The sequence below is a fragment of the Geitlerinema sp. CS-897 genome, assembly GCF_028368005.1.
GTDB classification, from domain to species: Bacteria; Cyanobacteriota; Cyanobacteriia; order Cyanobacteriales; family Geitlerinemataceae; genus Baaleninema; species Baaleninema simplex.
In genome coordinates this window covers 1-13,950 of the sequence record NZ_JAQNCQ010000197.1, presented here as the reverse complement: position 1 = coordinate 13,950, position 13,950 = coordinate 1, and the positions used below count along the sequence as shown (strand labels likewise).

At 52.1% G+C, this 13,950-nt stretch carries 10 protein-coding genes and 1 pseudogene; 4 read left to right on the top strand and 7 right to left on the bottom strand.

Annotated features, from left to right (window positions below; all coding sequences use genetic code 11):
• Positions 1-573: 573 nt before the first annotated feature.
• Positions 574-1,224 (bottom strand): OmpA family protein, encoded by a 651-nt coding sequence (locus POG22_RS12575; RefSeq protein ID WP_498905611.1) that lies wholly within the window; start codon positions 1,222-1,224, stop codon positions 574-576.
• A complete protein-coding gene (locus POG22_RS12570; protein ID WP_498905609.1) occupies positions 1,225-2,688 on the bottom strand; it encodes a hypothetical protein in 1,464 nt (487 codons plus the stop codon).
• Between the two features lie 184 nt (positions 2,689-2,872).
• Here POG22_RS12570 and POG22_RS12565 point away from each other — a divergent pair, with 184 nt between their 5' ends.
• The gene (locus POG22_RS12565) at positions 2,873-4,504 is read left to right on the top strand and encodes a SpoIID/LytB domain-containing protein (RefSeq protein ID WP_498905607.1); all 1,632 of its coding nucleotides are present in this window, start codon (positions 2,873-2,875) and stop codon (positions 4,502-4,504) included.
• 114 nt (positions 4,505-4,618) lie between these two features.
• On the opposite strand, the gene POG22_RS12560 is transcribed toward POG22_RS12565, so the two are convergent.
• From POG22_RS12560 to POG22_RS12550, 3 genes are all read right to left on the bottom strand, one after another.
• Positions 4,619-4,939 (bottom strand): DUF760 domain-containing protein, encoded by a 321-nt coding sequence (locus tag POG22_RS12560; protein ID WP_498905605.1) that lies wholly within the window; start codon positions 4,937-4,939, stop codon positions 4,619-4,621.
• 372 nt (positions 4,940-5,311) lie between these two features.
• Positions 5,312-6,181 (bottom strand): polyphosphate kinase 2, encoded by an 870-nt coding sequence (gene ppk2 / locus POG22_RS12555; RefSeq protein ID WP_498905603.1) that lies wholly within the window; start codon positions 6,179-6,181, stop codon positions 5,312-5,314.
• 239 nt (positions 6,182-6,420) lie between these two features.
• Positions 6,421-9,120, bottom strand: a complete 2,700-nt coding sequence (locus POG22_RS12550) for a PD-(D/E)XK nuclease family protein (RefSeq protein ID WP_498905601.1) — start codon at positions 9,118-9,120, stop codon at positions 6,421-6,423.
• A gap of 344 nt (positions 9,121-9,464) precedes the next feature.
• On the opposite strand from POG22_RS12550, the gene POG22_RS12545 reads away from it, so the two are divergent.
• Positions 9,465-10,097, top strand: coding sequence for a L,D-transpeptidase (locus tag POG22_RS12545; RefSeq protein ID WP_498905599.1), 633 nt, complete (start codon positions 9,465-9,467; stop codon positions 10,095-10,097).
• Positions 10,098-10,103: 6 nt separating this feature from the next.
• On the opposite strand, the gene POG22_RS12540 is transcribed toward POG22_RS12545, so the two are convergent.
• The gene (locus tag POG22_RS12540) at positions 10,104-11,780 is read right to left on the bottom strand and encodes a hypothetical protein (protein ID WP_498905597.1); all 1,677 of its coding nucleotides are present in this window, start codon (positions 11,778-11,780) and stop codon (positions 10,104-10,106) included.
• 140 nt (positions 11,781-11,920) lie between these two features.
• Between POG22_RS12540 and POG22_RS12535 the strand changes: the two genes are divergently transcribed.
• Positions 11,921-13,018, top strand: a complete 1,098-nt coding sequence (locus POG22_RS12535) for a type II secretion system protein N (protein ID WP_498905595.1) — start codon at positions 11,921-11,923, stop codon at positions 13,016-13,018.
• Between the two features lie 43 nt (positions 13,019-13,061).
• Positions 13,062-13,643, top strand: a complete 582-nt coding sequence (locus tag POG22_RS12530; protein WP_017660170.1) for a TIGR04376 family protein — start codon at positions 13,062-13,064, stop codon at positions 13,641-13,643.
• 175 nt (positions 13,644-13,818) lie between these two features.
• Here the strand turns inward: POG22_RS12530 and POG22_RS12525 are convergent.
• Positions 13,819-13,950, bottom strand: a pseudogene (locus POG22_RS12525) (IS30 family transposase); the annotation flags it as partial.

The window sequence follows — 13,950 nt, the reverse complement described above, 5'->3', positions numbered from 1 at the left end:
GATGTCAGCCACCGCTTTGAGATGTTCTTGTAGCTTTTCTCGTTCTTCGGAGTTTAAGTTCATTTTGAAATTTTTTAGATATATCTACTCATATTATTTTACCATGATTTTTGTGTTTTTACGAAAGTGAGATGCACCCTATTTTAAAGAAGGTAAAATATCCAAAATCGTCGATGTTATTTAGGGCTTGCTGAAAAAGTACTAAAGTTAAAGTGAGGGAAGGGAACAGGGAACAGGAAACAGGGAATTGGGGGCTGAGGAAAGGTACATCTCAAAAACGTAAATTTATCGGATATAAGCTTCCGCACAACCTACCCAGAGCTTCGTGTTTTTATACAGAATCCGAATCTCAACACTGAGCGAAGTCGAAGCGTTGAGTCCGAGCGGAGCCGAAGACTCAAATACTGGTTTTACCCAACCTGACAAGCCAACCCCCCTTTGAAAGGGGGGCTAAGGGGAGATGTGGTGAAGACTTCTTGAAACCTAGCTTATCGGGAACGAATTCCGTATTACATCCATTGAGATGCACACAACTGATTTAGGATTGCTATGGTCGATAACGCTAAAATAATATTATTGACTCGACAAAAAGTCTTGAAAGTTCGGACGTTTGAGTTGAAAACGAAATACGACTTTTCGATCGCCCGGATTGTCAATGTCTAAACTTGCATCTAATTCTCCTCGTCCCGAGGTTAAAACCTTTTGCAAAAATTTATCTTTATTTTTAAAATTTAATTCGTCCGAAAATAAATAATTTACCACAGCTAAGGAACGATTTAAACTCAATTTTAAATTGTCGAGATCGTCACCGTCCGAACTGGTGTGGCCTTCGACGATCACGCGAACGACTTGCGCTTCAAACTCGGAATTCGAGAAAATGACATCGCTGTAAACGGGGATAAACTCTCGTAAAAATCGCTTTCCTTCCGGCTTTAACTCCGCACTGTTTTCGTCGAATAAAATGCGATCGCCAATACTCACATCCCCCGTATCGGGATCGACGCGAATGTCTTCACCACTTAAATCCCGTTCGATCGCGTTGAGGACGACCACCGGAAGGCGATCGAGCGCGTCTTGATACTGCTTCAACTGGATCGTTACCGTTACGAACAACAGCGCGAAAAACAGCAACAACCCCGACATCAAATCGCCGATCGACAGCCAAATTCCCGCGTCTTCCTGCGGACTCAATTCTTCAAACGTCTCGTCGAAGCGATCGAACATTTATCGATCTCCATTTTCCAACTGTCGGACTTCATCGGCAAGGGTTCGAGTGAAGCGATCGCCGATTTCCTCTAAATTTCGACGCTGTTTGACGAGAGTATCCTTCAACAATTCGTTTTGCTGGGAAAAGAACCCGTCAAGTGCATATTGGTAATCGAGGCGAAATCGTTGCAACTCCTCTTCTACCGTTTGGCGAGTTCCCTGAATCGTCTCGTCGATGTTTTCCAAACTCGCCGTTAACTGATATCGCGCCGCTTCCATCGTTTTGACCGTTTCGTCACCCACCGCGTTCAAAACATCGGCTTGACTCGAAAACGCCGCTTGACTGCGATCGAGTAAGTCTCGCGTTCGCTGCTGTACATCGTCGAGGAGCGATCGCTGCATATCCAGACTTTCCCGTAACGCTGTCTGAGTTTGAGTTTGCAAGTTCTCCAACGCGCGATCGAGTCGGTGGGAAAATTCCTGTAACCCCGCGATCGCCTCCCGCTGAACCTCACCGACTGCATCGATCGATTCCGCTAACTGCGAAACCGACGTTCCCAGGGTTTCCCCAAACTGAGACACCGTCACCTGGGTTCGTTCCGTTAACTCGCTGCTGCGATGGAGTTGCTGCGCGATGGGTTCGATGAGTTCCCGTTTCAACTGAGTTTCTAACCGTTCGACGATCTCAAGCGGAACGCGTTGTAACGCCTGAGTTTCCCGCAACGCATCTAACTGACGTTCTTGAAGTTGGCGAATTTGCTGTAACTCCTCGACAACGCGATCGTCGATCGCGCGATTTCCCAAATTTCCCGACGCCAGACGAGACAACATCCGCGTGGGAGAGTCCAAAAACGCCACCGCATCGAGGCGCGATCGCACCCGATTTCGACAGGCTAGGCGAACGCGATCGCCGATCGCCAGCAACACCACGAACCCACTCGCACTTCCCAATCCACACAGCGACGTAAAAAACGCCACTTTCATCCCCGCTAAAAGTTGAGTACTCGTCGCCAGTAGGGTTTCCGTTTCCGCGATCGCCTCCAAACTGACTCGCTGCAACCCCAAATAAATTCCGGTAAAAGTTCCCAATACCCCCAACGCCGTGAGAAGCGTCGGCGCAAAAGCGACGGGACTGCGAGGAACGCCGCGTGAGAGAATCGTCGGCATGGAGAGTAACACGAAGCGATGTCCTTGACGGCGAGGACGAAAATACAAGCGATCGCCATCGTCGAGGTCTCCATCGAGATGTTCGAGAAGCCAACGCACCACGCGATCGTCGAGTCGATCGAGAGGAATGGCGTCGCGTTCCGAGTTCGATTGCAGGTGCGATCGCAGCAAGCGCACCGCCTTCGCCGTGGCGTAACACCCTCGATTCCAGTACATCCAGATCGAGCGGATTTCCAAGGCGATCGCCGCGATCGACAGGCTGACAATCACACTCAGAAAAACAGTATCGACGCGATCGACGAGTTCGATTGGCACGACGGCAACGTTACGGTATTGATTTGTTATCTTACAAATCATCGAGCATTTTTGGGATACCCGCTGTTGGGGGTCGGGTGCATCACACTCGAACACCGAAAACGCGCACGGGAAATCGCCTCTAGCTGACCCACCGCTGAGGTGTAAACCCAGCCACACCGAACGGACGATTGAAGAAATTCTGATGACAGCCAACACCACGACATCAATCCGCCAATCTCGCCATCGAAACGTACGTCAAATTTCTGCGAAAGAACTCCGTTCCGCATTCGCGATCGCCGTCCTTTCCCTGTTAATTTCCGCATTGTTTCCGAGACTGGCTAAAGCTTTCGAGATAAAAGTCGGTGTCGTGCAACGATTCGGCGACGAACCTGGCGACAGCTTGACCCTCGAACCTGCCAACGGCGACGCTTTAACCATCAGATATCTCGGTGGCGACGGAACCCCGCAAACTCAGCAACTCCCCAAACTCAAACTCGAAGTCGTCCCCCAACCTCTAGACAGGTCAGTATTAGACGAACGGGTGGTGTTGAGTACCCATCGCAGTTACGAAAACGCCGAACAGAACGCCAAAGAATGGCGCGATCGCGGAATTGAAGTAGAAATCGCACAACCGAGCGATATTTGGGAAGTTTGGGCAAAACGAGAGGTTTATCGAACGCCGTTGTTGCGGCGACTGTTAATCGAAAACCTTGAAAAACAGGGGTACGACATCGCCTATTTACAAAACCAAGTTCTCGATCGCCAACTTCAAGCCGGTTGGGTAGCGGGTGGCTTTCGCTACAACCGCGACGAAATGGAAATTCAGAGTTCTGGTAGCGTTCGCGTCGTGGATAGCAACACTTCCCATACTTACGCCGGAACCCTGCGGTTACAACCCAACGCCTACGGAAGTTATACCCTCGTCAACGACGTTTCTATCGAAACCTATTTACGGGGTGTCGTTCCTCACGAAATCGGCCCCAACGCACCCTACGCCGCCGTCGAAGCTCAAGCGATTATCGCACGAACCTACGCTGTCCGAAACTTACATCGCTTCGCGATCGACAATTACCAAATTTGTGCCGATACCCATTGTCAAGTGTACTGGGGATTAGACAATACGGTAGACAAAGCCGATCGCGCGATCGCCGCTACCGCCGGACAAATTTTGACCTACAACAACGAACCCATCGATGCGTTATATTCTTCGACAACGGGGGGAGTCACTGCGCCGTTTGAAGATGTCTGGCATGGCGAATCGCGTCCGTATTTAACCGCAGTTGTCGATTCAGTAAACAGAGTGTGGGATTTAGCAGCGAAGCCGTTAAACAACGACGCCAACTTCAAAGCGTTTTTAGCGTTGGACGACGGATTTAACGAGTCGGAGTGGAATACGTTTCGCTGGAAAGAAGCTACGAGTCTCGAGGAGATGACGGAGTTTTTGAAACGGTACTATCGCCGCAACAACCGCGAGATTAATTTTTCGGAAATTAAAAAAGTGGAGGTGGTCGAGCGATCGCGATCGGGACGTATTTTAAAGATGACGATTACCACCGATCGCGGTGTTGTTGAAATTCCCAACGACGAAATTCGCAATGCGTTTTATCCGCCGATCAGTACCTTGTTCTATTTAGAGCCAATTTACGAAGAGAAGGGCGACAGTAAAACCCTCTGGGGCTACAATTTTATTGGTGGCGGTTTCGGACACGGCGTCGGTTTGAGTCAAACGGGAGCCTACCATCTGGCCGATGAAGGGAAATCCAGCAAGGAAATTTTAGAATTTTACTATCCAGGGACAGAGTTAAAGTCGTTAGACGAGCTGTTCGATCGGTAGGCGATCGCTTAAGGGTTTCAGAAAATATGACAAAAAAAGAGCCTCGTCGTTGTCCACAAGGCTCCCTAAACAGACATAAAATATCGAGTCGGGACGATCGATCGGATTTCAGACCTAGCGATCGCCATCGTTGCGTTCCACCGCTTGCAACGACCTTTCAAAATTCATTCGTTGGTAAGCATTGTTGAGGAAATAGCCGTTCATCATGGCCGACGCGAGAAGTTTTCCGAGATGTTCGCGAGAGGTCGTAATTGAGACGTTGAACTGTTCCGAGGGCAGTCCTCCCAACATCCCAATTAGATTCTGTTCCATCACCTGAGCGACCTCGGGGTTGGGGTACGAGAGGCGTTCGACGGCTTCGGGTGGCATCGACTGTAGATATTTCCACAGTTGATTCTGACCTTGTTCGGGAACAGATTGAGACAGAGGATTCATGGTTTAATTTGAGATTCGTTCCGTGACCTATCTATAGGTTAGAAAATCCCCGCGTTTCTGCCTAGTGAGTGCAACCGAAACGTTTGGGGGGGTTTCTGCGACCTTTCCCGTACAGAACTTACGCATTTACTCTATTTGCAGGATGGTTGACACTCACTAAGCTCTACGTCTAGGTCGAGGGAAGAGTGGGGAATTCTGGCTCTTCCGAAATTACTCTGCAAGAAATCGCTGAAACCCTTACAGGGTAGGAGTTTTTGCTAAACTGTATAAAAAGGAAGCTCAAATCGCTTGCATCCCTTCCCAGAGACAGGCTACAAGCATTTACCCTACACACTAAAATTGGAAGAGTGGGGAATTCCCATCATCTCCTCATCAATAAATTTCAGGAACGAAAGTTTGTTTGCTGATGGGGGGGCGGAGATAGCCGTTATCGATTTGACGCGTGGGAAGTTCGATGGGATCGGGCGTGAGGTCTTCGTAAGGAATCATGGTTAAAATGTGACGAATGCAGTTGAGACGGGCGCGTTTTTTGTCGTCGGCGTTCACCACGTACCAGGGCGATCGCTTGATGTCTGTGTGGGCAAACATTTCGTCTTTGGCGATCGAATATTCCACCCATTTTTCTCGGGCTTTGAGATCCATCGGACTCAGTTTCCAGCGTTTGGTGGGATCGTCAATTCTGGCTTGGAATCGACGTTCTTGTTCTTCGTCGCTGACGGAAAACCAATATTTCAATAAAATAATGCCCGATCGAATCAACATACATTCAAATTCGGGACACGATCGCAAAAATTCGCGATATTCAGCTTCGCTACAAAAGTCCATCACCCGTTCGACGCCCGCCCGGTTGTACCAACTGCGATCGAACAACACCATTTCTCCAGCGGCGGGTAAGTGGGGGACATACCGTTGAAAATACCACTGGGTTTTCTCTCGTTCGGTGGGGGTTCCTAACGCCACAACTCGACAAATTCGAGGATTGAGACATTCGGTAATGCGCTTGATGGTTCCCCCTTTCCCGGCGGCGTCTCGCCCTTCAAAAATAATGGCAACTTTTAAGCCTTGCTGTTTGATCCACTCTTGAAGTTTGACCAGTTCGATGTGAAGTTTTTTGAGTTCTTTGTTGTAAACCTTTTTGGAAAGATTCTCGATGCTTTCTTTAGAATTTATTCCGTTTTTACCCCTCGAATTTAATCCTTCGAGGGATTCTTTGAATTTGTCTTTCTTTTTCTGTTTGCCCATATCGATCGAGCCTTGGCACGAATAAAGTGACACGCCACTTCGATCTTACTGTGCGAATTACTCAAAAATTGTAAATTTTAACGTCTTTTCAATTTAGGCTGACATTTTAAAGCTTTTTTAAATAAAGTTTTCTTAAGAGCGATCGCTCGGTCACAAAAGATATGTGGCAGACTCTGCGATCGTGCCAAAATAGAGGGGTTTGAGTGATTCTCGACAACCCGTTCCGACTTCATCGAACGTTACTCGCCCGATGAAGTGCGATCGAATCCTTTCCGTTCTAAGCGTTTCCCCTTACGACAGACCAAATCGTGACAGCAGTACTGACAGGCGCGATAGTCTACATCCGGTTCTACAGGATACGCCCCCTGTTTGAGATCGCCAACCACGCGCTGGGCGAACTCAGACAGCGCCGCCTCATCGACAGAATTGGCGCGTCCGATAACTTTCCCCTTCGTTAACGAATAATAATAAGCTTCCGCCACGGGACGCCCGCCGCCGAGTTGCGGGGCGGCGACATCCACATATAGGGGAAGTTGTACGTCCAGGGCGGCTTTTCCGCGACGGTCTTTCGCCCGCGTCGGACGACTGGAACGGTTTTTATATTCCACCAAGCGCACTCCTTCGGGGGAGAGGTCGATGCGATCGATAATCCCTTTGACGCGCAATCCGTACCAAACTCCCTCGAACTCCTGTTCGGTGGCTAACACCTCCGTTCCGTCCGGTAAAAACGATTCCTGCGAAATCGTCTGGCGCAACCGTTCGAGATGTTCGTGGCGTCGCGCCTTCCACGCCGCCAAAACCGGTAAGTTCGATTCCCGTTCGGCTTCGGTAAACGCCGCTTCCAAAGCGTCTAACATTCCCTGACGCAAATCCGGCGAGTTTTTGGCTTTCTGATAGACCAAATCCAGCGTTTTGTGATACAAGCGCCCCCGCAACAGCCCCGACAGTTCCGTTTCCGCTTCCGCCAGTTCCGCCAGGTGGAGTAACTGGGTGGCGAACCATTTGAAGCCACACTGACCTAACATCGTCAGTTGAGAGGCGCTGAACACCCGTTTTCGGTAATCGAGGGGAATGTCGGTGACGCCATCGAAGCGATCGAACGGGGTCGATCGCTCTCGATTCCACTCTACCGTCCAAGTATGGCTGGCGTGGGTCAACACGCGATCGCCCCCGAAGAAGTTGACCACGCGGGGATCGGACTGACGCAGGCGGTATTTTCGCGCTTCTTCCCAACTGGCGGCGGTTTTCGCTGCTGCATCCGACGCCGCTGAGGGAGAAATCTCGAACTGAGACAGAAACGGACTCGGTAAGGTGGGTTCGGTTCCCCGTTGCTGCGGGTAAGACATTTCGAGGCGCGTCGTCGCCACCTGTAACAACAACGCAAAGGACACCGCCTCGCGACGGGCGATTTGCGCTGCGGTTTCGAGGGGAAATCCCTGGCGGTTCAACTGCTGGCGCGTTAAAAAGTCGAGTTTGGCGTCGTTGCGAACTGGGGCGGGATAGATTCCTTCGGCGACGCCCAGGAGAAAGACGTAAGGGACTTTTGCGCCGATGAGAGACAGGGGGGGTTGTAAGGCGACGCCGCCCCGTCCCGGTTGGGCGGGAACTTGTAGGAGAGTTAGGCTATCGGTGACATCTCGGGCGAATCGATCGAACGTGAGGCGATCGCGTTCGGGTTGTCCTAAACTCAGCAGCCCTTCTTGAAAGGTATACAACGCCGCCAGTTCGCCGGGCCACAGGCTGCACTGTCCCTGTAAGTTCCAAGTATCGAGAATGGCTTGGAGTCTGTGAACCCAGGTTTTGCGCGTGGCGGATTTCCAACTTCCCAATTTGTCTAAATCCGCCCCTAAATTATCCCAGGCGCGTCGGGTGTCGGGATGTTGCAGGCGAACTTGATTCCAGTCGAGGGAGGGTTGGTGAGGGGTGAGGGGATGGCGTAGCAGGTTGGCGGTGGGGTTGAAGGCGAAGTGCGATCGCATCGCGTCTAACAACAGCCGCATCCACGCCCCAAAACGGGTTTTTTCCAGAGGAATCGGGTAGCGGGGACGGATGGGAAGGTCGTATTCCCAGGCGATATCGAGAACGATGTCGCTGTAGGTGGCTTCGTCGCGGGTGACGAGAACGATGTCGCTTTCGCGAATTCCTTGGTTAAGCAGGGATTTGATTTCGGTGAGGACGTGGCGAACTTCGGTGTCGAGGTTGGGATAGACGGTGTAGGTGGCGGGGGAACGACGGGGTTTCGGTTGGCTGTGGCGAACGGTCCAACCCCGTTGTTTGAGGGTTTCGGCGGCGTCGCGGCGATCGCGAAACCAGTCGTCTTCGGTACAGGGAAGATGTAAGAGGCTACCCTCGGCGGCGATCGCATCGAGAAAGGTGAGGGCGTCTCGTCCGAAATCCCCGCTACCGTAAACGAGAAGGGGTTGGGGGGCGTCGGACAGTTTGGCGGCGTGCCAGAATAATTCTGCTGCATCGATGGTGTGGCTTTCGTGCAGGCGATCGCGATATTCTCGGGTAAAACGGACGAGAGATTGGAGATTTTTGGAAAGTCGAGGTTTTGAACTCTTTTCTAAAATCTCTTCTGAAATCTCTTCTGAAAGGTTTTCTGAGATATGTTCTGAAATCTCTTTGGTGTCGAGAAGGGCGTCGAGGTCGATTCCCGATCGCAACAAAGCGGCGACGGCGTTGTGAGACGTGCGAAGGGTTCCTTCGAGATCGTCGGTTTCGAGAATTTCGCGGGCGACGTTGAAACGGGTGCGATAGGCTAACAACGGCGGTGCGACGCGCCAACCGCAAGATTGGCAAATTTGACGGGCGAGACTGTCGAGGGTGCGATGGGGAACGCCCAAGGCTTGCGCGGCGTCTGGCGTGGCGGTAATCGGTCCGAGTCGATCGAGTTCGGGGGTGCGATCGAGTTCGAGGGAAAGTTCGACAGTTCTCATGTTTGCAGTCGCGACAGTTTTTTCTCGAAGTTAACTCCAATTAAAGCAAATTTTTTCAACCCGTTAATTTTGGGAGTTTCGACAAAATTGAAATCTATACTTTTTATCGTGGGTTGGGTGGAACGGAGTGGAACTCAACAACAGAAAGCTGTAGGTTCCGGCGTCGGCTGAATTCGCCCGAACGCACGGTTTCACCACACCAGACATATCCCCCCAACCCCCCTTTGAAAGGGAGGCGAAGGGGGGTTGGGGGGATTGGAGAGAGAGGAGAAACGGCTGTTAAATGTTCGCAATTCCCCCATCGATCGCAGTACCATCGAAGAAGCAGTCAGGGAACCCCAGTCATGGCACGAAACGACGCAACCGCCAACAGTGTGGCGCTGCTGTGCTTTAGCGGTGCGTTGGTTCTCTTGGCGTTGGAAGGGGCGAAACTCTTTCCCAACCGCTTTGTAAAAGCTTCTCCAGAACCGTCGAAACCTCCCCTGTTAACGGCGAAAGTCAGCGTTGTCACTGTCTCGACGCCGCAAACTCCACCCTCGCCACCTCCCCCCAATCCGACGCCGACGCCGAATTTAGCGACGATCGATCGCTCTCCCCGTTTGGTTGTCGATATCAGCGATCGCACCGTCTCTCTCTATCGCGGAAACCAACGGATCGATGGCTATCCCATCGCTGTGGGAAAACCCGGTTGGGAAACGCCGATAGGAACCTTCGAGGTGACAGACAAAATTCCCAATCCCACTTGGGAACATCCCATCACGGGGGCGATCGTTCCCCCTGGGGCGAACAATCCGCTGGGGGAACGCTGGATAGGATTTTGGACGGACGGAACCTATGAAATCGGCTTTCACGGAACTCCCGACGAGTCGGTCATGGGACAAGCGGTGTCGCATGGCTGCGTGCGGATGCGAAACGCCGATATTCGTCAGTTGTTCGATCGCGTCGAACCGGGAACCACTGTCGTTGTCAAACCTTAAAATCGACTAAAACTTACGAGTAAGTTGCAACGCGCGATCGCTCGGTAACTGTTCGATCGCCGCCGTCAAATCGATCCACGATCGCAGTTGATTTCGTTGGAAAGTACGACTCATAACCACGTAAATCGAAGTCTGATCGCAGCCGATTCCCGCCGACTTCACGTCTTTCCAAGATTTCGCCGTCACCTCGTCCGTCACTAACCAATGGGATTTTTCCCAACTGAAACGGCGCGTAAAATAAAACGGCGCTTCACTTTTACCCGTAATCAACATCTTTTGCAGCAGTTTGCGAATCAAATTCGGGAAAAACCGCCCCACCGTCAACATGACAATTCGCAACACCATCAACTTCAACGGCGTCATTTGCTGCTGTTTCGACCATCCCAACTGGCCGCGAATTTCGACTTCGTGGGGTTGCACTTGTACTTGATAGCGATCGACCAAATGACCGACGGCGTTTTTCAGTTTGTTTCCCGATTTCACCTGTAGCGACAGTTGCGTATCGGAGGCGACGAGTTGTCCGTCGCGGAATATCTTAAACACGCCCCCTTTATTGAGTGCAACGTAAAGCTCGATCGTCGCTTCAGCGGGGTTTTTCGGGTCGGGAAGTGGCGGTGCGTCGGTGGCGTCGCCGTCTTCAGAGACCGAGGGAAACGTGGTGCGGCGATCGATGAGAATTTGCGCTTCTTTGAGCCAAATATGACCGACGCGGCGAGGGGGAAGCGGCGGACGTTCGCTGACGAAATCCCGCCACGCTAACAGATAGTTCCAGGTGTGGTGTCCGACGATGTGGTCGTCGGCGTAGCAAGGGCCGAGTCCGTTGGCTAACCCATGCAGGAAGCGATCGTTAATCTGCAACGCCGAGGACATCCACTGTCCCGCAATCTCGAAGCCGTGGGGGAAGAAATTATAGGTGTTGCGACTGGCGTACTCGCCGCCGAAACTACCGTCTGGGTGGATAAAATGTCCCGCTAGTTCGATCGCCTTATCGAGTGCGGCGCGAAGGCGATCGTCGGGATGGTTGCGAAGCTGCTCGAACCGCGCCAAACACCAAATCGTTAACGTATGATAGCCCGGATCGCAGCCTTCGTATTCCTGAAACCAGCCTTCTTCACTTTGCCACTCCAGAACCCGTTCTAACCGCCGCGATTTCGCCCTGGCCCATTTTGAAGGCTGTCCGAGAACCTGCCCCGCCAGTTCCAAACAGAGGACGATGAGGGCTTGGTGGTTCGTCAGTCGTCCGCTTTCGTTGTGTTCGGCCAGCCAATCGGCGCGTTTCTCGAAAAATTTCAGAATTTCATAGTTGTCCAACCCCAGCATTTGGTAACTTTCCAAACAAGCCAGGAGGGAAAACGCCGCCGCACCCCCCGCACGCTCGAAGGGGAAGTAATCGTCGCAAGAGCCGTCTGGGTGGGCGCTTCGGGCAGCGTAGAGGATGCCCGCTTCCACCCACTCGCGGATGACCGCTTTTTCGTAAAAGGGGTTGTTGGGAATGGGGAGACAGTACGCCAACGCCAGGGGGTAGACGAACTCCTGAGACATCCCGCTGGGAAAGTCGATAATTTTGTAATGCCAGAAGTTGCGATCGAAACAGCCATAGGTGGGACTGTGGGGGTTGCGATCGAGCAGGGTAAGGATTTTGGGAATCTGCGCCAGGGCGTGCTGGGCGAATAACTCTCGCATAGTCGGACAACACGGAAAACAGCAGCGATCGATGCTATCTTCGCACAAGTTCTCGAGAACCTATGCCTTATAATTTGGTTGAGTCGAGCCAAAATCGCCACCCCAAACGCTCGCGCGTGAGGAGACGTTGAGGATACGTTATGCCGGAAACCCCTAGCACTCACCCCACTGACAACCGCCTGCAACGGGACGATCGCCCGGTTGATGCTTATGCCGATCGGTTGATCGACGATGTGTTTCAGGATGTCGATCGCCTGCTCGATCGCACGGAACAGCTGCCCCAAGAACCCGCCGATCCCAAACCCCTGGAACTCAAACCGATTCAAATTCCGCCCATCGTGGTACAGCCGTTGGTGGCACCGGCGGCGGAAACGAAGCCGGAAGCTCAGTCGGTTCCGGTGACGGTAGACTCGGAAAGCGAGGAAAAGGCGAAAACAGACAGGTCGTTTTTGTGGTTCGATCGCCTGTTACTCGGCGGCGCGTTCGTCTCCCTGGTGGTGGTGTTGGCGTTGTGGCTACTCGATCGCGGCTTGGTGAAAAATTGGTTCTCGACGGCGGAAACGGACGCGGAAACGGCGCAACCCGCCCCAGTGATGGAAGATCCGCAAGTTGTCGCCAACGCAGAATTTTCTGATTATCTCGGACAGGCGCTCGATCGCATCGAAAACCGTACCCCAGAATTACCGGAATCGGAAACCGATGCCCTACCCGCCATTCCGCCGGACGTGGCGACGCTCTCGATTCCCGTCAACCCCACCTCTCCCAACACGGTGGCGCAGTCTCTCAGCCGCATCGCCAACGCTTTAGAGCGGGTTTCGACGACTCCCGTACCCTTACCGGAACTTCCCGGCGACCTCGAAAACGCCGACGATCCCACCCCGCCAACGATCGATCCCGACGATACGGTAGCGGTGTCGCCGCCTCCAATTCCGGTGGAAGTGGTGCCAGAATTGCTTCCCGAACCTGCTCCCTCGTCTGTAACCCCCGAGGCGAAAGAACCGACAGCGACCGCCAGTCGCCCAGTTCCGACGGACGTTTACGCTTTAGTGGGAACCCTGGAACGGGGAGAGGGCGATCGCCCGGCGGCGTTGTTTGAAATTAACGGTTCGCCGCAATGGGTGGATTTGGGTGAACCCATCGCCAGCAGTGGGTGGACGTTGGTGGAAGTGACGGGCGATCGCGTGTCGTTGCGGCGTAACGGCGAGGTGCGATCGATCTACGTCGGCCAGCAATTTTAAGGGGTGGTTTCGGGTCACTGTTGCGGTATAAAGGAATGCGATCGTGGGTTTATTTGAAGACTTCAGCAAATTTCTCGAAACGCGCTTGGAAGAATTTCTCCAAGCCAACCCTCATTTGGAACTCCAAGCCCTCGAAGAACAGCTTCGGGAACAGGAAGAGGATACGTTACGCCTGATTGCGGATTTAAAAGCCAAACAAAAGCAACTCGAAGATAAAATCCTCGAAACCGCCCAAGACATCCAACGCTGGCACATCCGCATCGACAAAGCGGACAAAGCCGGACGCCAGGATTTAGCCACCGCCGCCCGCGATCGAGAAGCGGTATTGTTACGACAAGGAAACCAGCTTTGGGGACAAATGCAAGGGGTTAAAGACCGCCTCGCCAAAGCCCAAGAGTTACAGAAACAAATTCAAACGCGCCGCCAAGAAGTTCACGCCAAAGCTGCTGAAATTAACGCCCAACGCGCCCAAGCTGCGGCGAGTCAGTCGTGGAACATTCCCGGTTGGGACGAAACGGCAAATTATCGCTTTCAAAATAATCCCGCCGATCCCTTAGAACAGGTATTTCAGAAGTGGGAAACGGACGAGGAATTGGAACAGTTGAAGCGAAATATGGGTAAATAAGCGGTTTGCTGGAAAATTTTCTAAGCAGCTTTCCAGCGAAAATAGATAGCCACAAATGAACACTGAAGAATTTTTAGCTCGCTATGATGCGGGGCAAAGAGACTTTTTAAAATCCTCACTCAGAAATCTTTCGATTCGCGATCGAATTTTAGAAGATGTATTTTTGAACGCCAATTCAAGTTTGAAATGCAACGGTCTCCGATCCCTGACTATAAAATACCTCAGAAGGGGTTCGATAGTCAAGAGATTTTCGAGGACGATCGTTGAGTAAATCTACTGCTTTTTTTACCGCATCCGGTGACAAGAT